The organism is Nitriliruptor alkaliphilus DSM 45188, from assembly GCF_000969705.1.
In the GTDB taxonomy this organism is placed as follows: Bacteria; Actinomycetota; Nitriliruptoria; order Nitriliruptorales; family Nitriliruptoraceae; genus Nitriliruptor; species Nitriliruptor alkaliphilus.
The window spans coordinates 4,977,193-4,996,911 of record NZ_KQ033901.1 but is presented as its reverse complement, the minus strand read 5'-3'; the positions used below and the strand labels follow the sequence as shown (position 1 = coordinate 4,996,911).

General features: G+C 69.6%; 21 protein-coding genes, 1 tRNA gene and 1 pseudogene. 9 read left to right on the top strand and 14 right to left on the bottom strand.

From position 1 onward, the window contains the following. Positions 1 to 91 precede the first annotated feature (91 nt). The 3 genes from NITAL_RS29295 to NITAL_RS23200 form a co-directional block, all read right to left on the bottom strand. A complete protein-coding gene (locus NITAL_RS29295) occupies positions 92 to 1,558 on the bottom strand; it encodes a DnaB-like helicase N-terminal domain-containing protein (protein WP_052668661.1) in 1,467 nt (488 codons plus the stop codon). Positions 1,559 to 1,704: 146 nt separating this feature from the next. Then, a complete protein-coding gene (locus tag NITAL_RS27600) occupies positions 1,705 to 1,935 on the bottom strand; it encodes a helix-turn-helix domain-containing protein (RefSeq protein ID WP_052668660.1) in 231 nt (76 codons plus the stop codon). Further along, on the bottom strand, positions 1,932 to 2,171 hold the full coding sequence (locus NITAL_RS23200; RefSeq protein WP_083442309.1) for a helix-turn-helix domain-containing protein: 240 nt from the start codon (positions 2,169 to 2,171) through the stop codon (positions 1,932 to 1,934). Before NITAL_RS23200 ends, NITAL_RS27600 begins: the two co-directional genes overlap by 4 nt. A gap of 115 nt (positions 2,172 to 2,286) precedes the next feature. Here NITAL_RS23200 and NITAL_RS23195 point away from each other — a divergent pair, with 115 nt between their 5' ends. The 4 genes from NITAL_RS23195 to NITAL_RS23180 all read left to right on the top strand — a co-directional run bounded on the left by NITAL_RS23195 (position 2,287) and on the right by NITAL_RS23180 (position 4,726). Beyond that, positions 2,287 to 2,913, top strand: a complete 627-nt coding sequence (locus NITAL_RS23195) for a hypothetical protein (protein WP_052668658.1) — start codon at positions 2,287 to 2,289, stop codon at positions 2,911 to 2,913. After that, positions 2,910 to 4,148, top strand: a complete 1,239-nt coding sequence (locus NITAL_RS23190; RefSeq protein WP_052668657.1) for a tyrosine-type recombinase/integrase — start codon at positions 2,910 to 2,912, stop codon at positions 4,146 to 4,148. Before NITAL_RS23195 ends, NITAL_RS23190 begins: the two co-directional genes overlap by 4 nt. A gap of 2 nt (positions 4,149 to 4,150) precedes the next feature. After that, on the top strand, positions 4,151 to 4,537 hold the full coding sequence (locus tag NITAL_RS23185; protein WP_052668656.1) for a hypothetical protein: 387 nt from the start codon (positions 4,151 to 4,153) through the stop codon (positions 4,535 to 4,537). A 105-nt stretch (positions 4,538 to 4,642) separates the two neighbouring features. Continuing rightward, positions 4,643 to 4,726, top strand: a tRNA-Leu gene (locus NITAL_RS23180). Positions 4,727 to 5,053: 327 nt separating this feature from the next. Here the strand turns inward: NITAL_RS23180 and NITAL_RS23175 are convergent. Then, positions 5,054 to 5,719, bottom strand: a complete 666-nt coding sequence (locus NITAL_RS23175; RefSeq protein ID WP_052668655.1) for a response regulator — start codon at positions 5,717 to 5,719, stop codon at positions 5,054 to 5,056. Further along, positions 5,716 to 6,879: a sensor histidine kinase gene (locus NITAL_RS23170; protein ID WP_052668654.1), complete on the bottom strand. Its 1,164-nt coding sequence runs from the start codon at positions 6,877 to 6,879 to the stop codon at positions 5,716 to 5,718. The genes NITAL_RS23175 and NITAL_RS23170 overlap by 4 nt, the downstream gene beginning before the upstream one ends. 218 nt (positions 6,880 to 7,097) lie before the next feature. Here NITAL_RS23170 and NITAL_RS23165 point away from each other — a divergent pair, with 218 nt between their 5' ends. Then, positions 7,098 to 7,694, top strand: coding sequence for a YHS domain-containing protein (locus NITAL_RS23165; RefSeq protein WP_052668653.1), 597 nt, complete (start codon positions 7,098 to 7,100; stop codon positions 7,692 to 7,694). Next, the gene (locus tag NITAL_RS23160) at positions 7,691 to 8,266 is read left to right on the top strand and encodes a peroxiredoxin-like family protein (protein WP_052668652.1); all 576 of its coding nucleotides are present in this window, start codon (positions 7,691 to 7,693) and stop codon (positions 8,264 to 8,266) included. The genes NITAL_RS23165 and NITAL_RS23160 overlap by 4 nt, the downstream gene beginning before the upstream one ends. 50 nt (positions 8,267 to 8,316) lie before the next feature. On the opposite strand, the pseudogene NITAL_RS29685 reads toward NITAL_RS23160, so the two are convergent. From NITAL_RS29685 to NITAL_RS23140, 4 genes and pseudogenes are all read right to left on the bottom strand, one after another. Continuing rightward, positions 8,317 to 8,442 (bottom strand): annotated as a pseudogene (locus tag NITAL_RS29685) (VldE C-terminal domain-containing protein); the annotation flags it as partial. 41 nt (positions 8,443 to 8,483) lie between these two features. Further along, positions 8,484 to 8,870, bottom strand: a complete 387-nt coding sequence (locus NITAL_RS23150) for a Rid family hydrolase (protein ID WP_052669996.1) — start codon at positions 8,868 to 8,870, stop codon at positions 8,484 to 8,486. Positions 8,871 to 9,216: 346 nt separating this feature from the next. Further along, positions 9,217 to 10,410 (bottom strand): amidohydrolase family protein, encoded by a 1,194-nt coding sequence (locus tag NITAL_RS23145; protein WP_052668650.1) that lies wholly within the window; start codon positions 10,408 to 10,410, stop codon positions 9,217 to 9,219. After that, positions 10,407 to 10,991, bottom strand: coding sequence for an amino acid synthesis family protein (locus NITAL_RS23140; protein ID WP_052668649.1), 585 nt, complete (start codon positions 10,989 to 10,991; stop codon positions 10,407 to 10,409). The genes NITAL_RS23145 and NITAL_RS23140 overlap by 4 nt, the downstream gene beginning before the upstream one ends. A 476-nt stretch (positions 10,992 to 11,467) precedes the next feature. Between NITAL_RS23140 and NITAL_RS23135 the strand changes: the two genes are divergently transcribed. From NITAL_RS23135 to purU, 3 genes are all read left to right on the top strand, one after another. After that, the gene (locus NITAL_RS23135; protein WP_052668648.1) at positions 11,468 to 12,889 is read left to right on the top strand and encodes an aminomethyltransferase family protein; all 1,422 of its coding nucleotides are present in this window, start codon (positions 11,468 to 11,470) and stop codon (positions 12,887 to 12,889) included. A gap of 124 nt (positions 12,890 to 13,013) precedes the next feature. Further along, the gene (locus NITAL_RS23130; RefSeq protein WP_052669994.1) at positions 13,014 to 13,832 is read left to right on the top strand and encodes a methylenetetrahydrofolate reductase; all 819 of its coding nucleotides are present in this window, start codon (positions 13,014 to 13,016) and stop codon (positions 13,830 to 13,832) included. A 33-nt stretch (positions 13,833 to 13,865) separates the two neighbouring features. After that, on the top strand, positions 13,866 to 14,780 hold the full coding sequence (gene purU / locus NITAL_RS23125) for a formyltetrahydrofolate deformylase (protein ID WP_083441933.1): 915 nt from the start codon (positions 13,866 to 13,868) through the stop codon (positions 14,778 to 14,780). A gap of 131 nt (positions 14,781 to 14,911) precedes the next feature. Here the strand turns inward: purU and NITAL_RS23120 are convergent, their stop codons facing one another. From NITAL_RS23120 to NITAL_RS23100, 5 genes are read right to left on the bottom strand one after another with little or no spacing between them, the layout of a single operon-like run. Continuing rightward, the gene (locus NITAL_RS23120) at positions 14,912 to 15,613 is read right to left on the bottom strand and encodes an ABC transporter ATP-binding protein (protein ID WP_211262626.1); all 702 of its coding nucleotides are present in this window, start codon (positions 15,611 to 15,613) and stop codon (positions 14,912 to 14,914) included. Beyond that, positions 15,610 to 16,398, bottom strand: coding sequence for an ABC transporter ATP-binding protein (locus NITAL_RS23115; protein WP_052668646.1), 789 nt, complete (start codon positions 16,396 to 16,398; stop codon positions 15,610 to 15,612). The genes NITAL_RS23120 and NITAL_RS23115 overlap by 4 nt, the downstream gene beginning before the upstream one ends. Continuing rightward, positions 16,395 to 17,435: a branched-chain amino acid ABC transporter permease gene (locus NITAL_RS23110; protein ID WP_083441932.1), complete on the bottom strand. Its 1,041-nt coding sequence runs from the start codon at positions 17,433 to 17,435 to the stop codon at positions 16,395 to 16,397. The genes NITAL_RS23115 and NITAL_RS23110 overlap by 4 nt, the downstream gene beginning before the upstream one ends. Before the next feature lie 4 nt (positions 17,436 to 17,439). After that, positions 17,440 to 18,330, bottom strand: a complete 891-nt coding sequence (locus tag NITAL_RS23105; RefSeq protein WP_052668644.1) for a branched-chain amino acid ABC transporter permease — start codon at positions 18,328 to 18,330, stop codon at positions 17,440 to 17,442. A gap of 36 nt (positions 18,331 to 18,366) precedes the next feature. After that, entirely contained in the window at positions 18,367 to 19,434 is a 1,068-nt protein-coding gene (locus tag NITAL_RS23100) for an ABC transporter substrate-binding protein (protein WP_052668643.1), read from the bottom strand. Positions 19,435 to 19,719: the final 285 nt, after the last annotated feature.

Below are 19,719 nucleotides of genomic sequence, written 5' to 3'. Positions count from 1 at the left end.
GGTGCGTGATGGGTGTTGGGGGCTTCGGGGGGTTCCGTGATGGGTGCACGTCGGGGAGGGTGCGTGTAGGGGTGCGTGATGGGGGTCTGGTTCATCGGTGGGGCTCCTCGACGAGCAGGCTCGCGGGTTGGTAGAGGGCGGGGGTGGAGGTGGTCTTGTTGCCGTCATGCTTGTGGGCGTGGCCGCTGGTGACGAGCCGTTCGAGGTGGCGGCGTGCTCGCTCGGTTTGGCTCCGGTCGGGGTCGGCGGTTCCGGTGATGGTCTGCGCGAGGGTGCGGGCGGTGATGCCGCGGGTGGCTGCTTGGAGGATCCGGAGCGGGTCGGGTGCGTCGAGGAGGGTGGTGGTGCCGGCGTCGTGGTCGTGGACGAGCTTCCAGGGGCCGAGCTGGTCGGCGGGCTGCTTGAGGTGGGTCAGCTCGACGACGGGGTCCCCGGCGTCGCCCCACAGCAGGAGGACCGATCCGGCACCGGCGGTGAGCCAGCCCGATCCGAACACGTCGTCGAGCTTGGTCGGGCGGGCGTTGCCGGCCTGACGCTTCCGCTGGTGGTGGAGTCCGAGCACCTCAACTCCGGCGGCCACGCACGCTTGGAGCGCGAGGTTGACCTGGCCGCCGACCTCCGGCTTCTCCAGCGCCGGGGTGACGTCCTTGAGCGAGTCGAGGACGACCGTGCCGGCGTCGTGGTCCTGGACGAACCGGACCAGCGCGGCCGGGTCGGTCGCGACGTCGAACGGGAGCGGTCCGGGCCAGACCGACAGGCGGCCGTCCAACCGTTCGCGGTCCGCGTCGGTGACCATCCGGCGCAGCGATCGTGCGGCCTGCCGGGGCCGGTCCCCCGCGACGTACAGGACCCGCCGGCCGTCGTCCTCCACGGGGATGCCGAGGACGTCACCCGATCCGACACCGATCCGTGCGAGGACGACCTGTTGCGCCAGCGTGGTCTTGCCGACCCCCGGCGGGCCGACCAGCAGCAGCGGCTCCCCCGACGACCACGCGACCTTCAGCCCGTCGCCCCACACGGCCGGGATGCCGTCCGGCTGGTCGAGCACGAACGCGCCGCCGGACACCGCACGTCCCGCCGTCCCGGACGGTGCCGCCGGTCCGGCTGCGGTGAGACGGTCCCGCAGCTCCCGTGCCGGGGTGCCCGCGTCCAGGTCCCGGACCACCGCGCAAGCTTCCGCGCGGAGCCGGCGGCCGTCCGCGTGCTCCCGGACGATGGTCACGTACGCCTCGACGTTCCCCGGCGAGGGGACCTGGACGGTCAGGTCATGGAGCGCGGTCGGGCCGCCCACCTCGTCGAGCTGCCCGCGGCGGGCGAGCCACTCGGTCACGGTCAACGTGTCGACCGGATCGCCCGCCCCGAGGACGCCAGCGACCGCGTCGAACACCACCTGGTGCGCGTGCCGGGTGAACACCTCCGGCGTGAGCGTCGCCACCACCGTCTCAGCGGCCGAGCGGGACAGCATCGCCGCACCGAGGACCGACACCTCCGCTTCCAGCGACGCGAGCGGGGTCCGGCCCTCCGCCACCACCAGCGGCGCCGCCACGTCCGCGGCCACCCCGGTCACCACCTGACGTGCCGCGACCCGTCACGGGTCACGGCCGGTGTCCCTCCGGGCACGCCTACGATGGTCACCATGCCTCGCCTCCTAACAGTCGTCGAGGCTCCGCGTCCCCGGTGCCGTCCGCGCCGGGGACGCACACGTCAGTCCCCCACGGCCCGCAACGTCGGCCGGTCCGCTCCCTCACCGTCGAGGCCGAGGAACGCCAGCAGCGCCGCCCGCGGGATCCGCCAGTTCCGTCCCACCCGGACACCGCGCAGCTCCCCGGACCGCAGCAGCTCACGCACCGTGTCCTCGTCCGCCCGCAACACCGACGCGACCTCGACCGTGCGGAGCACGTCCGGCAGCTCGTCCAGCTTCAGCACCGACGTCACGCCTGCACCTCCGCCTGCCGAGCCAACGCTCCGATGAGGGCCGCGTACCGCAGGGCAGGTTCGCCGGTCGGGCGACGCTCCCCCGTCTCCCACCGTGCGACCGTCACCCGGTCGACCCCGACCGCAGCCGCGACCTCGGCCACCGACAGCCGTGCAGCCTGCCGGATCCGTGCCCCGTCACCGGACGTCGCGAGCCGTCGAGCCTCCGCCGTCACTAGCAGCGCTTCCTGGTCCATCGGTTCCGTCTCCGACTCGTTGTGCACCGATGATGCCTCACCCGGACCCCCCTGTGTGTAGTGAGTCTGTGCACACCTAGTGACAGCATGACACCAGCTTGCTACCGTCCTCGGCATGGCGAACATCAAGGTCCGGTTCGACGCGACACAGCAACAGGTGTCCGCGGGTGACGGGACGTGGCTCCCGCTCGCGTTCGTCGCGATCCACGACGACCCCGACCGGCCGGTGCGGGTCCTCGTCGAGGTCGAGGTCGACCCGGGCAGCGGTCGGCCGCGTGCACGTAGCGTCGTGGTCGAGGGGCGCGGCACCTACGAGGTGACCAGCAGGGACCTCCGGGCGCCCGTTGCGACCATCGTCCAGGAGGCGCTCCCGGTAGCGGCCGACAGTGGCCCTCTGCGGCCCGCTGGTGAGCTGCGGGACCCTCCGTCGTGGGGAACGCCCCGGCCGATGCACACGAACGTCAAGCGGCGTCTGGTGGCCGACTCAGCACGCCGGCAGTACCTCACGGAGGCGGACCTGGCCGAGGTGGCTCGGGTGTACGTCGAGGCGCTCCAGGAGGGCCGGCCGACCGCAGCAGCGGTAGCGCAGGCGCGTGGCGTCGAGGAGGGGACAGCGAGGAACCTCGTGCGCCGCGCGAGGCAGGTCGGACTACTGACACAGACCGCGGACCGGCAGGCCGGCGGGGAGCTGACCGTCCGGGCGCGTGAGCTGCTCGGGATGGACGAGGAGGGCAACGCATGAGCGTCAGCGAGGGCAAGCGTGGACGGTACGCGGGCGTGTCGAGCTACACGCTGGCGGACGGATCGAAGCGGTGGCGGGTCCGCTACGAACTGGAGCGCGACGGTGCGGGCAACCGGCAGCGCAAGACGCAGCGGGGGTTCACCTCGGAGGCGGAGGCGCGCCGGTTCCTGCGGGAGACGCAGGACGCGATCGAGCGGCGCACGTACGTCTCGCCGGACAAGGTCACCGTGGCGGACTACCTGGTCGACGAGTGGCTGCCGTCGATCCGGCCGCGAGGTGGTGCGACCGCCCGGAGGCATCGCGGGTCGGTCGGACTGTCGACGTGGGAGACGTACGGCCACCTCGTCCGTGCCCACCTGGTCCCCTCGCTCGGCGCGATCCCGCTCCAGGCGCTCACGCCCGCGCACGTGGACCGGCTGTACGACGTGCTGGAGCGGGACAAGGGGCTGTCCCCCAAGTCGGTCGTCAACGTCCACGGGGTGCTGCACAAGGCGCTGTCCGCGGCGGTGAAGGCGGGGCGGACGTCCCGCAACGTCGCGTCCGCGGTCGACGCGCCGCAGGCGGGACGGTCCCAGAGCGCGTGGTGGTCCCCTGCCGAGCTGCGCCGGTTCGTCCGCCACGTCGAGGGTGACCGCCTCTACGCCATGTGGCTCCTGTTCGTCACGACCGGGATGCGGCGCGGTGAGGTCGCCGGGTTGACGTGGGAGGACGTCGACCTCGACGAGGGACGGCTCCGCGTGACCTGGACGCTCGGGATCGTGGACAGCCAACCGACGTGGAAGCGGCACCCGAAGTCGAAGGCGGGTGAGCGCACCATGGCGCTCGACCCCGCGACCGTGGACGCGCTGCGGGCGTGGAAGGTCCGGCAGGCAGCGGAGCGGCTCGCGATGGGGCCGGGGTGGCGTGACGGGGAACCGGACCACCTCGGCACCTCACGTACCGGCGTGGTGTTCACCCGGACCGACGGGTGGGTCAACCACCCGGAGCGGGTGTCGACCTGGTTCCACGCGCACCGCAAGGCGGCCGAGCTGCCGCGGATCCGGCTCCACGACGTCCGGCACTCGTACGCCTCGGCGGCGCTCGCGTCCGCGGCCGGCTGGCACGAGGTGAAGGTGATCAGCGAGCGGCTCGGGCACGCGAACGTCGCTATCACGCTGGACACGTACAGCCACGTCCTGCCCGCTGCCGACGAGGTGACCGCCCACACGCTCGCACGCTTGATCCTGGAGGGTTGACGATGGACGCCGGGCCACACGCTGACGATCCCGAACTGCGCGCCACGACGCTGCGGCTCCTCGCCGCGATCGCTGCCGACCCGGACGGGGACGCAGCAGCCGACCGGCTCGACGAGTACGAACGGCTTGTGGAGCGCCGCCGGGTCGACCTCGCCCACGACCGGGACGCCCTCCAACGGCTCGACCTGGACCACGCGATGGTGATCGTCGACGCAGCGGAGGCGGCGGGGGCCGGCGCGTACGACCAGCTCCGTCAGGCCGTGGAAGCGTCCGGCGTCGACCCCGTGGAGACGATGCGGAGGGTGGCCCGTCAGGACGACGACCCTGCCGCACGTGACGAAGCGCGGCAGGCGCTCCGTCAGCGTGGGTTCCACCTCGACGACGGGTGACGTGCCGCTGCGGGGGCCACGGCGGGGGCCACGCCCGCCGTAGGGGCCGCACCGGGACGGGCCGGCGGCACGTTTCCGCAGGTCAGAGGCTAGATTTCCCCGCACGCGAGCGTGGCGGAACTGGCAGACGCGCTGGGTTTAGGTCCCAGTGGCCGCAAGGCTGTGGGGGTTCGAGTCCCCCCGCTCGCACCCCCTCTGGCCTGCGGGAACACTCCACCGAGCTGCACACCACGACCGAGCGGAAGGTCGGTCCTGCCTGGTCGACACGCACGACGACCGTCGCCGCGCTGCTCGCGGTCATCGACCACCCGAACTGCACGACCGTGTCCGCCTCCTCGATCGTGGCCCGGCGAGGCGGACGGGTCCACACCGGTCACCGAACGCAAGGCCGACTGGGCCTACCTGCCCGCCGGGTCGGACGGCACACCAGCCGTGCAGGTCATCGGCGGCGTGCTCGTGTACGCGCTGGCTGTCTGGCTGCTGGTGCTGGCCATCCGCACCAGGCCGCGGATGGCATCAGGCACCACGCTGCGGTGAGACGAGGCCGGTCTCGTAGGCGATGACCACCAGCTGTGCCCGGTCGCGGGCGCGGAGCTTGGTCATCGCGCGGCTGACGTGCGTCTTTGCGGTGGCGGGGCTGACGACGAGGTGGTCGGCGATCTGTCGGTTGCTGAGGCCCCTGCCGACCAGCGCGACGACCTCGCGTTCGCGGGCGGTGAGGACCTCGGTGCCCGGCGTGGGTCCGACCTCGATCGGTCGTGCGATGTACTCGTCGATGAGCTTGCGGGTGATGGCCGGGGACAGGAGCGCGTCGCCGCGGGCAGCGGTGTGGACCGCAGCGATCAGGTCGGCCGGCTCGATGTCCTTGACCAGGAAACCGCCGGCTCCGGCCTTGAGCGCCTCGAAGACGTACTCGTCGATGCCGTAGTTGGTCAGCACGACCACGTGCACGTCGGCCAGGTCGGGGTCGGCCGCGATCCGGCGGGTCGCTTCGATGCCGTCCATCACCGGCATCTGCACGTCGATCAGCACCACGTCGGGCCGGTACTGGGTCGCCAGCTCGACACCTGTGCGGCCGTCGGGCGCTTCGCCGACGACCTCGATGTCGTCCTCGGCGTCGAGCAGCGCGCGGAAGCCGCCACGGATCAGCGGTTGGTCCTCGACCAGCAGGACCCGGATCACGGGACCGTCACGGTGGTCGGCAGTTCCGCGGCGACCAGGAAGCCGCCCGCGGGACGTGGCCCAGCCACCAGCCGGCCTCCGAGGGCGCGCGCTCGTTCCTGCATCCCGGTGATGCCCAGCCCCGGCGGCGTGGCTCGTTGGTCGCTCGCGGTGCCGTCGTCGGCGACCCGCACGGTGAGCACGTCGTCGTCGAGGACGACGTGCACGTCAACCTGGGATGCCGCCGCGTGTCTGGTGACGTTGGTCAGGGACTCCTGCACGATCCGGTAGACCGCGCGGTCGAGGTGGGGCGCCAGGCCGTCGGTCCGCCCGGTGATGGTGAACGACACCTGGAGTCCCGACCTCCTGGTCACCTCGACGAGCTCAGGGAGGCGTTCGATGCCGACCGCCAGCATCCCCTCGTCGGCGACCGTGCCGGGCCGCAGCACGTCGAGGGTCCCACGCAGCTCACGTATCGCGTCGGTGCTGGCCTCCTGGACCGCGAGCAGGGCTGGCGGGACCTCCTCCCCACGTTTGCGCGCGAGGTGGACCGCGACGCCAGATTGCACCTTGATGACCGAGATGCTGTGTGTCAGCGAGTCGTGCAGCTCGCGAGCGATGCTGAGCCGCTCCTGTGCCACCCGGCGCTGGGCGATCTGTTCACGGGTGCGTTCGGCCTCGGCGGCACGTGCCTCGACTTCGGCCACGTACACCCGGCGCTGGCGGGCGACCTCCCCGAGGACCCCGGACGCCACGACCCAGCCGGCGATGAGCAGGTGCTGCTCGAGGTTCTCGAGCGCCGTCTCGGGCCCGTCCCGCCACAGGGTCGAGGCGATGGTGCCGACCACGATGGTGGCCGCTGCGGTGATCCATGCGGGCAGCCGGCGCCCTGCCTCGACCGCGGTGTGGAGGGCGACGAAGACCGGTAACGCCGTCGCCGCGCCCGGGTACCCGACCGTCGGGTAGACGACCACGATCACGCACGTGATCAGCAGCACGCCCAGCGGCACGATCCGACGGAGCGCGAGCGCGGCGCAGCTGACGATCACCAGCGTCGCGCTCACCGCGTCGGGCGACCTGAGCTCCACCTCGGCGGTGAACATCACCAGGAGCGCGAAGACGCCCAGGCCCGCCGGGAGGACCAGATCACGCGGTTCGAGGGCACGTCTGCGGCTGTCCATCTCGTGACGATAGCTCTGTGGGGCTCCCACGACGTCGGCCAGCAGGCGGCGTCGCGGCGTACTCCCCCGGAGGTAGGCCGCGGGAGGCGTACGCCCCGGACCGCACCTGGAGATGCACCCCTGGGTGTGACGACGCAGCCGCACGAGACAGCCACGCTGCTCCTCGGCTCGAGCAGCCGATCGGCACCGCCGATCCACCTCCCGGAGGACCTCCGCAGATGATGCTCTTCGAACTGTTCACCCCCGACCGCACCCTGGAGACCGGCGAGGCCGATCGCCTCGCCCGACGGCTCGTCGACCTCGTCGGAGGCCACACCACGACCGTCCGTGCCATCGTCCACCAGCCGGCCGGGTGGGCCGCCGGTCGCAGCGATGCCGGCGATGGCCGCCAGTGGCTGGTCCGGATCAGCATGCCCGACAGCTGGCGCCGCGCCATGCCCGACGACTCCCTGATCGCCGACGTGACCACAGCGCTCGGCGAGCTGGAGGACGACCCCGACCGGGTGCTGCGCGAACCGGCCGTGTGGGTCCAGTTCGTCGACGTCCCCGAAGGCGGGTTCGGGACCTTCGGAACCGCACTCGGCATCGACCGTCTCGCCGACCTGGCCACCGGCAAGCTCGAGGTCACGGCCGACGGCGACATCCAGGCGCCGGCGGCAGCAGCCGACATCGTCCGCGACCCGATCTGCGGGATGAGCGTGGACCTGTCACGCACCAAGCTGACCCTGGAGATCAACGGTACGACCTACGGGTTCTGCGCCCGGGGCTGCCGCGACACCTTCGCCGCCGACCGGACAGCGGAGGCGTCGTCGTGACCGGAGCGGCTGCCACCACCTCCCGCGTCCGACCCGGTACACACGTCACCCCACGCCAGCTCACCACCGCCCTCCACGACCACGTCCAGATCCCCGACGGCGACCGGTTCGTGCACCTGCAGTTCCGCCGGTTCGCAGGATGCCCGGTGTGCAACCTCCACCTGCGCACCTTCGCCCACCGCTACGACGAACTGCTCGCCGCCGGCGTCGTCGAGATCGGGGTCTTCCACTCCCCCGCCACCGAACTGGCGGCCCACGCCACGGACCTGCCCATCCCGCTCATCCCAGATCCCGACAAGCACCTCTACCGCGAGTTCGACGTCGAGTCCTCACCCCGCGGCATGCTCGACCCGCGCGCCTGGCCGATGATCATCCGCGCGCTCCTCCGCAGCACCATCGACGTCCTGCGCGGCCGGGCCAAGGCACCACGCCTGTTCCCCGACGGCGGCCGCTACGGGCTACCGGCCGACATCCTCCTCGCCCCCGACGGCCGAGTCGTGGCCGCCAAGTACGGCGACCACATCGACGACCACTGGTCCGTCGACGACGTCATCACCCTCGCACGGCCGTAGGCGCCCCCGCTGGCGTGCCCACACCGGTGCGCCTGTGAGGAGTTCCAGTTGGTGCCGGTCCAGATCCGGCCGTCCCAGACGATGTTGCGGATGGCGAGTTCGTTCGCGGGGGTCGTGACCCAGTTGGCGATCCGCCAGCCGTGGGCACGGTCGCCTGGCGCGGGGTGTTCTCCGATGGTGAACCCGACATGTGGGCAGTCCCCGTCGCATGGCGAGATCAGCCCGCAGCGATGACCTCGATCTCGACCAGCCAGTCGCTCACGAGCGTCTCGGCGACGACCGCGGTTGTCGGCACCACCCGGCCATCGAGTGCGGCCACGCGGGCAGCCGCGTTCGCCTCTGCGTAAGAGCTGTCTCGGAGGTAGCTGGTCAACCGCACGATGTTGTCCGTCGTCATGTCGGCGGATGCGAGGATGACGCGAATGTTCGACCAGATCAGGTCGAGCTGCTCGTCCAGGGTTTCCCCGGGAGTACCCGAGGAGTCCAGCCCCATGGTTCCGGCGACGAACAGCAGCCGTTGGGCGCCACGGACCTCCATCGCATGCGCATAGTCGTCAGTCGCCGGATAGACACCGTCGCTGGGGCTGTGTGGCACGAGCTGCATCTGATCATCCTCGCGGATCTCGAGGGGCTCTTGCGGGACGGTGGAACCTATCTCGACGGCCACATCCAGGGCCGACGGCACATGCCGGTTCCTGGTATGGCGTCGCTGAGGCTGGTCCGCAGCGTCGGCAACGGCACACGAGGGCGAGTACAGCTGCGTCCTCGAAGAGCGCGTCGGCGCGGCCTTCGACGGGGTCGAGGCCTACGCGGCTGTCGGCGACTTCGTCCGCGAACCCTGCGGAGAGCGGCACGTTCTGGAACGCCGGCGACGGTTCGCTGCGGAGCCCTGAGATCATCACAGCCGACGGCATCGAGGAGCTGTTCCTTCGTAGCGCCGGCACCGTGCCTCAGTGAGCACCCTCGAGGTGATCCATGGCGGGCGCGACGGTCGCCATCCGGGCCGCAGCGGGCGTGTTGCGGCTACGCAGCGCACGGACCTCACCAGCGGTCACGACCGCCGAGATCCCGGGGATGTCGCCGCGGGCGAGCGCGCCGAGCGCGTCGGGGGCGAGCGAGCCCCAGGGCGCGTCCATCACGATCAGGTCGGCGGCTCGCCCCTCCTCGAGGTAGCCCGCTGGCAGGTCCCAGACATCGGCGACGTTGCCCGTCGCCATGGCCCAGAGGACCGCGGGGGCGAGGTCCGACATCGAGGACAACTCGGCGATGGTCTTGATCACCCCGAGCGGCATGACGCCCGTGCCGGTGGGGGTGTCGCTGCCGATCACGACTCGTCGGAGGGCATCGGCGTCAGCCGCGACCTCGAGGATGCGGAGCGAGGACCGCAGGTTGCCGGCCTGGACCAGCTGCAGGGCCATGGTCGAGTCGTGGATGATCTTGTCGACGCCGGCCTCGGCGAGCGACGTCGGGCCTCCGTTGATGTGTCCGCAGACGTCGGGACCGAGCGTCAGCAGGTCGTCGGGCGTGATGGGCTGGGATCCGGGGACGCTCGCGCCACCGGAGTGACACATGACCGTGATCCCGTGCTCCTGCGCCCACCGGACCTGGTCGACCCCATCGGACGGTCGCTCGTAGCGACCGAAGCCGAACTTGGCCAGGTGCACGCCGGCGTCCTGCAGTTGCGCGAAGTGTTCCGGCCGGAGGGTCGGCTCCAGTACCACGCTGCCCGCGTGCACCCGCATGCCACCGGGACGGAACCCGTCGAAGCACGTCTTGGCCGCGATCGCGAGGGCGGTCACGCCCACGGCGCTGTGCGGGCGGCCCGGCGCGTGGATCTCGCCCGGCGACACGACCGACGTGATGCCGCCATGCACGTAGCTGGCGAGGAAGTCGACGGTCTTCTGTCGTGGTGTGTAGTCACCGAGCACGACGTGGCAGTGGGAGTCGATCAAACCGGGCGCGACCGAGCAGCCCTGGGCGTCGATCTGCACCTCAGCCGCATCGAGACGTGCCGCGAGATCGGCGCTGTCCCCGATGGCGACGATGGTGCCGTCCGCGACGAGGACGGCGTCGCCCTCCGCCACCGGTGCCTCGAGACGGCCCGTGAGCAACGTGCCCGCGTTGCGGATCGCGAGCGAGCTCATGAGGCGTCCTGTGCAGCCACCGCCGCCTCGCGGGTCATACCCCCGACGCGCGCGTTGATGCGGCCGCGGTTGGCGACGGCCGCGATGATGACCAGCTCGTCAGCGAGCGGCGCGTCGGGGACCTGCACCGTGATGGTGTCGTAGTGGCTGCGGACCCACACCTCGTCCTTGAAGGCCAGCGGCACGTCGATGGTCGCTCCCGGGGCACCGACCTTCTTGGTCGACGAGATCCACGCAACCCCGCCGCCGATGGCGTCGCGGAACGCGTTCCCGAACACCGACGTCAGGGCGGCGTGCACGTGCTCCTGCTCACCGGCTGTCCCGGCGATGCCGGCCTTGCCGTAGCTGTCGACCTGGCCGTCGAGGGCCTGTGCGCAGCGTGACCCGAGCTCGGTGCCGATGGCGGCGGAGCCGTCGATGATGCTGCTCAGGTCCTCGACGTGGCCCTGCCCCGCGAACGGGTTGCGGATCACGGCGCAGGCCGCGGCGCGGATGAGGGGGCCGCCGTCGTCGGTGTGCCCGAGGTGGTGGCGGATCTCCTCCACCTCGACGCGGATCTTGCGGATCTCGAGTTCTGCCATCAGGTGCTCCTGGAGGGGTCCGGTCGGGTCAATGTCACCTCCGTGGCGTCGGCCACGACTCGTCCTCCCGACCCTACGAGCAGTCCCGACACCTCCGCCGTCCCCCGTCGGGGTACATCTCGCCTCGATCGGTTCCCGGTCCGCCTCCGGGTGGAAGGGGCCGCGCCGTGGCCTGCGAACTGCCCGATCGGGTGTCGGATCGTCGGCCCACCCGAGGCGATCGCCGGGCGTTGCGCGGAAGGAGGGGAACCGCGGACGCCACGCATGGAAGTTACTCAATCGGGTGACGGGGACCCCATTCAGGTCCGAATACCCTGCTTTCCACGGCCACCCCACGAGCCGCAGCAGACCGCAGCGGGTCCTCTCACATGCGACCCGCAGAGCCGTCCAGCGAACGACCAACCACGGGATGACAGACCTACCGCTAGATGACATAGGCAGGCATCGGTCTGCCGCTGAGCTCGAGAGGGAGAACGATGCGCCAGGACTCCGAAGAGTCGCTTCAGCAGCTGATCGACAGGACGCCAGACCTCGTCGACTACTTCTACAACGACGCGGTCGCCCCGCACTTCTCCCGCGCTGGGGTTGCGAAGACCGGGGCCTTCATCCCTCCCGCCTTCACCAACTGGCGTGACGAGCAGCGCTCGTGGCATGAGACGGCCGCACTCCTGCACCAGTCTCACCACATGCCGGAACTGTTCGTCGAGGGGCCCGACGCGGCCCGACTCATCGAGCGGGTGGGCATCAACAGCATGGCGAACTGGACCCTCGATCGCGCCAAGCAGTTCGTGGCGTGTACCCCCCGCGGGCACGTGATCGGCGATTGCGTCGCCTACCGCCTCGGTGAGCAGCGCTTCGAGCTCATCAGTGGCATGCCGATCATCGACTGGGTGCACTACAACGCCGTGACCGGGGATTACGACGTCACCGTGACCAAGGACGAGCCGTCCAACATCAACCCCACGGGCGGGCGGATCAACTTCCGCCTGCAGCTGGACGGCCCCCACGCGGAGAAGATCTTCGACAAGGTCGTGGAGGGCGGCGCTCCGGAGATCAAGTTCTTCCACACCGCACGGGTGAAGATCCGCGGTGTCGAGGTGCTCGTGCTTCGGCACGGCATGGCTGGGCACCGTGGTGTCGAGATCTCCGGCCCGTACGCCGAGGAGAAGACCGTCCGCGACGCGCTCCTCGAGGAGGGGGCGGAGTTCGGCATCACTCCGGTGGGGACCCAGGCCTACTTCAGCACCCAGTTCTCGGACGGATGGATGCCCTACCCGGTGGCCGGCATCTTCACCGGTGAGGAGATGCGCGGATTCCGCGAATGGCTCTCCGCCACGGGCTGGGAGGCCAACACCGAGATCGGCGGCAGCTTCCGTTCCTCCGACATCGAGGACTACTACGTCACGCCCTACGACCTGGGCTACGGATCGATCATGAAGTTCGATCACGACTTCATCGGCCGGGAGGCGCTCGAGGCACTCCCGATCGAGAAGCGCCGCACCAAGGTCGCGCTGGTCTGGAACGAGGAGGACGTGGCCCGCGTCTTCGCCTCCCAGTTCGGTCCGGGTCCGCGGTACAAGGCCATCGAGCTACCCATCGTCTTCTACTCCTGGAACCAGTTCGACGAGGTCCGCAACGACGCGGGCGACCTGGTCGGCGTGTCCTGCCACGCTGGGTACCTGAACAGCGAGGGAGCACTGATCTCGCACGCCTTGATGAACCACGGCCACGCAGAGATCGGCTCGGAGGTTCTCGTGACGTGGGGAGAGCCCAACGGGGGGTCACGCAAGCCCCACGTGGAGCGCCACGAGCAGACGCAGATCCGGGCGACCATCGAAGCTGTGCCCTTCTCCTCTTCGGTTCGGCAGATGATGCGCGAAGCCGTGCACGCGCGCTGAAGCACAGGTCCATCCGGACCCGCAGGCACCACGCCCTCATCGAGGGCCGCGGTGCCCGTGCAGCGAGAGGAGCGCGACAGTGATCCGTGCCCGTACGGCTCGGCAGCCCCAAACCCGGGCATCGATGCGACAGGCCGCAGCCAGCCTCGGCTACGAGGTGATCCCCCTCAAGAACACCGAGAAGCTCGTCGTCGACGAGGTGCCGGTGACCGTGCCGTTGACGGTGACGGCCTCCCCGAAGCAGGGGCAGGACGCCACCATCGATCTCGCGGTCGCGCTGGCCGGTCACGGGTACACCGTCGCGCCACACATCTCCGCGCAACAGGTTCGGGACCAGGGCCACCTTGCGGAGGTGGTTGCCCGCTGCCGGGAGGCGCAGATCACCGCTGTCTTCGTCGTTGGTGGCGACCGTACGAAGACCCTCACCGAGTTCGCTGATGCGCTGGCGCTGCTGCGCGCTCTCCACGACCTCAACCACGGGTTCACGAACATCGGCATCGCCGGCCACCCCGAGGGGCACCCTTCCGTGCCCGACCACGTGCTCTTCCAGGCGCTGAAGGACAAGGCACGGTTGGCCAACCACATCACGACGCAGATCGTGTTCGACCCTGACCTGATCCTCGCCTGGAGTCGAGAACTCCAGAGGCGTGGGATCAACCTGCCCGTGCAGGTGGGTGTGCCCGGGGCGGTCCACCGCCAGAAGCTCCTGCGGGTCTCGGCCGGGCTCGGTATCGGCCAGTCGGCCAAGTTCTTGTCCAAGCAGCAGAGCCTGCTCTGGCGCTTCTTCACTCGGGGCGGCTTCAACCCGGACAAGATCATGAGGGGGTTGGCGCCGCACATCGGCAAGCCTGACAACACCATCGCCGGGTTCCACGTCTTCACCTTCAACGACCTTGCATCGACCGAGGTGTGGCGCAAGCGGCTCCTGCAGAACCCCGGCTGACCACCCTCTCCGGCTCATCCCACAGGAGTACCGATGACCGCGTCGGCGACCACCGCCACCGTCTTCCCGCGCGCCACCCCCGCGTCGCATCACCGTGCGGATCGGGGCCGGTTGCTGATCCAGTGCCCCGATCGGCAGGGCATCGTCTCGGCGGCCAGCACCTTCCTGACCAAGACCGGTGCGAACATCGTCACCCTCGACCAACACGCGACCGAGGAAGAGGGCGGCGAGTTCTTCCAGCGCACCGAGTTCATCCTGCCCGGTCTGGCCGCCGCCCGCGACGAGCTGGCAGCGGCTTTCGCCACGGAGGTCGGCGACGAGTTCGGCATGACCTTCCGCCTGACCGAGGCGAGCACGCCCAAACGGGTCGCGATCATGGCTTCGAAGACCGACCACTGTCTCCTGGACCTGCTGTGGCGCAACCGCCGTGGCGAGCTGAACATGAACGTGGTGATGGTGATCTCCAACCACGCCGCCCTCGCCGACCAGGTCCGCCCGTTCGGCGTGCCCTACATCCACGTCCCGGCCACACGCGACAACCGCGAGGAGGCTGAGGCCCGGATCCTGGACCTGCTCCAGGGCAACGTCGATCTGGTCGTCCTCGCCCGGTACATGCAGATCCTCACCCCCGCGTTCCTCGATGGCACGGGTTGCCCGCTCATCAACATCCACCACTCGTTCCTGCCCGCCTTCATCGGCGCCGCCCCGTACCAGAAGGCCAAGGACCGCGGCGTGAAGCTCGTGGGAGCCACCGCCCACTACGTCACCCCCGACCTCGACGAGGGCCCGATCATCGAGCAGGACGTCGTCCGCGTTCACCACCAGCACACCACCGAGGACCTGGTCCGCCTGGGTGCGGACGTCGAGCGGTCCGTGCTGTCTCGGGCTGTGCGCTGGCACCTCGAAGACCGCGTCGCCCGGCACGGCAACACGACCATCGTCTTCTGAGGAGCGCCCCGAACGCCCGCAGGTACGAGCCGCCGCGGCACCGCGATCGCCCGGCACGCTCGTCGGTCTCGAGCAGATCGCGATGGACGTGCTCGGCTCCGCGGCGGGCGAGCGGAACCGCCGATGGCGGTCTATCCCACTCCGAGCAGGTCTCGGACGAGGCCGTCGTCCGACCGGAGTTCCTCGGGGTTGCCGCGGAACGTGATGCGCCCCTTGGACATCACCGCCGTCTCCGTTGCGACCCTCAGAGCGAGAGCGACGTTCTGCTCGACCAGCAGGATCGTCACACCCTCGCTCGCCAACGACCGAACCACGTCGCCAACGAGGTTGACGATCGAGGGCGCGAGCCCGTCCGAAGGCTCGTCGAGCAGCAGCAGCCGTGGGTTGGTCACCAACGCCCTGCCGATCGAGAGCATCTCCTGCTCGCCGCCAGACAGCACGCTGCCGCGGTTGGCGCGACGATCGGCCAGTTGCGGGAACAGCTCGTAGACGGACTCCGGCGTCCACTTGCCTGGCCGCGCGTTGCGAGCAGCGATCTGCAGGTTCTCCTCGACCGTCAGCGGCCCGAACACCCTGCGCCCTTGGGGCACCAAGGCCAGGCCGGCCCGCGCGATCTGGTACGTCGATCTGCCGATCAGCTCCTCACCGGCGAAGCGGATGCTGCCGGTGCCTGGCAACATGCCCATGATCGTGTGGACGAACGTCGTCTTGCCGACGCCGTTGCGGCCGAGCAGGCTCAGCACGGCACCATCGGCCACCGACAGGTTCACGCCATCCAGAACTCGCGTGCCCGGGTAGCCCCCGGCCAGGTCCTGCACCTCTAGCACGCTCACGTCACCACCCCCGAGCCGGCATCGCCGGCGCCGAGTTCCGCGTCGGGTGGCGCGCCGAGATAGATCTGTTGGACGAGCTCGGAATCTCGGATCTGCTCCGGAGCCCCGTCGGCCACCACAGCACCGAGATGCAGCACCGTCACTCGGTCAGCGAGCGTGAAGACGACGTCCAGGTCGTGCTCGATGATCAACACCGTGATCTGCCTCGGTAGGTTGCGCACCAGCTCCACGAACCGCGCCGTCTCCGCAGCTGACATCCCTGCGGTGGGCTCGTCGAAGAGCAGGATCCTGGGATCGACCGCGAGTGCCAACGCGACCTCGAGTTGACGTCGCTCACCGTGGGACAGCGAACCCGCTGGAACCGTCGGGCGATCCAGCAAGCCGACCTCGCTCAGGGCTGCATCGGCCGCCTGCCTCGACGCAGCTGACTGGCCGCCGATCGCTTTGGCGGGCCTGCCGTGACGACGTTGCGCGGCCAGCATCACGTTCTCGAGCACCGTCATCGAAGCGAAGATGGTCGAGTGCTGGAAGGTCCTGGCCAGACCGCGTCGGGCACGCTGATGATCAGCCAACCGGGTGACGTCTTCGCCGTACATCGTGACGGAGCCCGACGTCGGCCGGAGCGTGCCCGCAACGAGCGCGAACAGCGTGGATTTCCCCGCCCCGTTCGGTCCGATGATGGCGTGGCGGGAACCTGCCGACACCTGGAGGCTGACATCGTCGACGGCCACCACCGAGCCGTAGTTCTTCGAGATGCCCTGAAGGCTCAGGGGCGGTTCGCTCACGTCGTCACCTCCTTCGCTGGCTCCGGTTCCCCGGCATCCTCAGGCCGGGAAGGTTCCGGCGGTCCATCGGCCTCCTTGCGGCGTCGCCGTCGTTCGCGGCCGATGCCGGCGAGGCCGTGGGGGACCAGGTAGACAGCGAGGACGAAGATCAGTCCGAGAAGCAAGGGGCCATGGCCGCCCAGATCCTGGCTCACGACGTCGGTCATCAGGATCACGATCGCCACCCCGACGCAGCCACCCCACATCGAACCTCGTCCAGCGATGATCACCGCCAGGAGCAAGAGCGCCGACAGGTGGAAGGACATCGTTGCCGGCGTGATGAACCGAGGCATCTGCGCGGCGAGGATCCAGCCGGCGGCACCGGCGATCGCACCCGAGAAGGTCCAGACCGCGTACTTGTAGTACGCCGTCGAGTAGCCGAGCCCCCGCATCCTCTCCTCGTTGTCCCGGATCCCGCGCAAGGATGACCCGAAGGGCGATCGCACGACCAGCAGGACCAGGCCCGCGCACACCGCGAAGACCAGGAAAGCGAGCCAGTAGACGTAGCCGGAGAGCAGGATCGGCGTGCCGGGGACGAGCTCCATGGGAGCCCCTGCCCCGAGCCCGTCGTTCCCCCCGGTGAACGAACGCCACCGCATCGCCGCGCGGAACAGCAACTCGCCGATCGCCAACGACAGCATGAGGAAGTACATCTTGTAGGCCCGCACGGCGATCCAGCCGGTGGCCGCGGCGACGGCCGTGGCCGCCACCACGGCGGCGGCGAGCTGCACCAGTGCGCTGTGCGTCAGGTTGCGCGAGACGAGCACGCTGGCGTACGCACCGACGCCCGCGTACGCAGCGTGGGCGAGGGTGAGCAGTCCGGCATGCCCGGCCACCAGGTTGATCGACATGCCGAGCAGCATGAAGCCCAGCAGGCTGGTGAGGATCGCGATGGAGTAGTTACTGGCACCGAGGAGCGGTGCTGCCGCGAGAAGGGCCATGACCGCCGCGGTGATCATCACCGTCGGCCGTCGACAATCGGCCAGGATCTGACTCATCGGCTCATCGCCCGACCGCCGCGCTGTTCGGGAACAGGCCGCCGGGGCGGAACGTGATGATCAGCGCCATCGCCCCGAACAGCAGGAACGACGCTGTCGCGGGCATCAGCACGACCCCGAGGTTCTCCACCATTCCGATGATGAGTGCGCCGATCATCGTGCCGCCAACGGAGCCCACGCCGCCTACCACGATCACGACGAGGGCCAGCAGGAGGATCTCGGTACCGAGCCCGGCAGAGGCGCCCTTGATCGGGGCAGCGAGCACGCCGCTGCCGACGGCCAGTGCGGAGGCCACACCGAACGTGATGAGCGCGACGTTGCGGACGCTGATCCCCACGGCCTCGACCATCTGGGGGTCGGCGACCGTCGCACGCACCACCGCGCCCGCGGACGTCCGCTCCAGGACGTACCACACCGCCGCGGCGACCACCACCCCCACCACGATGACGGCCAGCCGGTAGGCCGGGTAGGACGAACCAGCCACCCGGACAGATTGAGCCAGAGCGCCCGGCGCCGCCATCGCGTGGTCGTCCTTGCCGAACGTCAGCAACAACAGCTCGCTGATCACCAACGCCAGACCCAGCGTGAGCAGCGCCTCGTCCATGTGGCCGCGGCCGATCAGCGGACGCATGAGCATCATCAGTCCGATGCCCAACAATCCGCCGAGCACCATGGCGACGCCGACGGCGGCGACGAAGCTGCCCCACGTCGCCGCCGTCTCTCCGGCGATCCGGTAGCCGAGGTAGGCACCGACGAGGAAGAACGACCCGTGAGCGAGGTTCAGGACGTTGAGCAGACCGAGCAGGATGGTCAACCCGACCGCCATCATGAAGAGCAGCAGCCCCACGGCAACACCGTTGAGCAGCACTCCCAGGTTCGCGATCACCCAAGCCATGTCAACGACCGTCCTTCAACCGGAGGGTCCGGTCCGTCACGGGTTGGGCAGGGGCTCGATGGTGACGTTGCGCAGCCCGTCGTCGGTCTGCTGCACCTCGGTGAGATGCCAGCCCTGCACGATCGTGCGAGTCTCGTCGAAACTCAGCTCGCCACGCACGCCGCTGACCGTACCGATGTTCCCGAGGGCCTCGTTGATCGCAGCCCGCGTGACCTCGCCGTCGACCTCGGAGATGGCACGGTCGAGGATGAGGGCGGTGTCGTACATCGACGCGGCGAAACCGGTGGGCAGCCCATCGAACTTCTCGACGTACGTCGAGACGAACGCCTGGTTCTCGGGGTTCTCGAAGTCCCAGTTGTAGCGCACGGAGTTGAAGACACCGAGAGCGGTATCACCCTGCGCCTCGAGAACAGGACCGTCGGTGACGTAGCCCGCGCTGTAGTGGGTGACCTCATCAGCGAGCCCGAACTGGTGGTACTGCGTGACGAAGTTGATGGCGTCGGCGCCTGCGAAGAACGAGTAGATGCTGTCCGCCCCCGACGACCGGATCTGTGCGAGGTAACCGGAGAAGTCGGAGGTGGTTCCGAAGGGGGTGTACACCTCACCGACGACGCGATCCTCGGGGAAGTGCTCCTTGAACCCGTCGAGCATCTCGTAGCCACTGGAGTAGTCCGGGGCGATCAGGAACACGTCGCCGACGCTGTCGTCCTCGGCCAACTTCTGCGCCAACGCCTGTCCCGGTTCTCTGTTGTCCTGGGACGTGCGCCAGATCCACTCTGAGGCGAGTTCGTCGGTGAAGGCCACAGCGCCGGTGTTGGCCAGCAGGGTCGGCACCTGGCCCGAGTCGAAGATGTCGCGACCGCCGATGGCGGTCGGCCCGGCAACGACACCGACGAGAACGTCGACGGCGTCCTGCTGCACGAGACGATTGACCCCGGCGACGCCCGTCTGCGGGGTCTCGCCTTCGTCCACGGTGACCAGCTCGACTTCTCTTCCGCCGAGCATGTTGTCGTTCTGCTCCAGGTACAGCGTGAACCCGTTCTCCATATCCCGGCCTACCGCGGCGAACGTCCCGGATTTCGCCACGAGCAGGCCCACCTTCACCGGGCCGTCGTCGACCTGCGGCGCAGGATCCGAGTCGTCGTCGACCTGCGGCGCAGAATCCGAGTCGTCGTCGACCGGCGGCGCAGCACCTGATCCCAGCGATTCGCCGCCGCATGCAACGACCAATAGGGCGGCAGATGCGAGAGCGGCCCCCCGGGTGAACACCGCACGAGTTCGCGTAACCATCAGACCCTCCACACATTGGCGCCTCCGCCCGAAGGTGGAGACTGCTTTCGTTCGATCACACGACGCTACTGCTGGAAGGGCTCGGGCGAACTCACCCGC

Coding starts and splice junctions, on each gene's coding strand:
- NITAL_RS23200 (WP_083442309.1), bottom strand. CDS start 2,171: ATGGACCAGGAAGCGCTGCTAGTGACGGCGGAGGCTCGACGGCTCGCG.
- NITAL_RS23195 (WP_052668658.1), top strand. CDS start 2,287: ATGGCGAACATCAAGGTCCGGTTCGACGCGACACAGCAACAGGTGTCC.
- NITAL_RS23190 (WP_052668657.1), top strand. CDS start 2,910: ATGAGCGTCAGCGAGGGCAAGCGTGGACGGTACGCGGGCGTGTCGAGC.
- NITAL_RS23185 (WP_052668656.1), top strand. CDS start 4,151: ATGGACGCCGGGCCACACGCTGACGATCCCGAACTGCGCGCCACGACG.
- NITAL_RS23170 (WP_052668654.1), bottom strand. CDS start 6,879: ATGGACAGCCGCAGACGTGCCCTCGAACCGCGTGATCTGGTCCTCCCG.
- NITAL_RS23165 (WP_052668653.1), top strand. CDS start 7,098: ATGATGCTCTTCGAACTGTTCACCCCCGACCGCACCCTGGAGACCGGC.
- NITAL_RS23150 (WP_052669996.1), bottom strand. CDS start 8,870: ATGCAGCTCGTGCCACACAGCCCCAGCGACGGTGTCTATCCGGCGACT.
- NITAL_RS23145 (WP_052668650.1), bottom strand. CDS start 10,410: ATGAGCTCGCTCGCGATCCGCAACGCGGGCACGTTGCTCACGGGCCGT.
- NITAL_RS23140 (WP_052668649.1), bottom strand. CDS start 10,991: ATGGCAGAACTCGAGATCCGCAAGATCCGCGTCGAGGTGGAGGAGATC.
- NITAL_RS23135 (WP_052668648.1), top strand. CDS start 11,468: ATGCGCCAGGACTCCGAAGAGTCGCTTCAGCAGCTGATCGACAGGACG.
- NITAL_RS23130 (WP_052669994.1), top strand. CDS start 13,014: ATGCGACAGGCCGCAGCCAGCCTCGGCTACGAGGTGATCCCCCTCAAG.
- purU (WP_083441933.1), top strand. CDS start 13,866: ATGACCGCGTCGGCGACCACCGCCACCGTCTTCCCGCGCGCCACCCCC.
- NITAL_RS23110 (WP_083441932.1), bottom strand. CDS start 17,435: ATGAGTCAGATCCTGGCCGATTGTCGACGGCCGACGGTGATGATCACC.
- NITAL_RS23105 (WP_052668644.1), bottom strand. CDS start 18,330: ATGGCTTGGGTGATCGCGAACCTGGGAGTGCTGCTCAACGGTGTTGCC.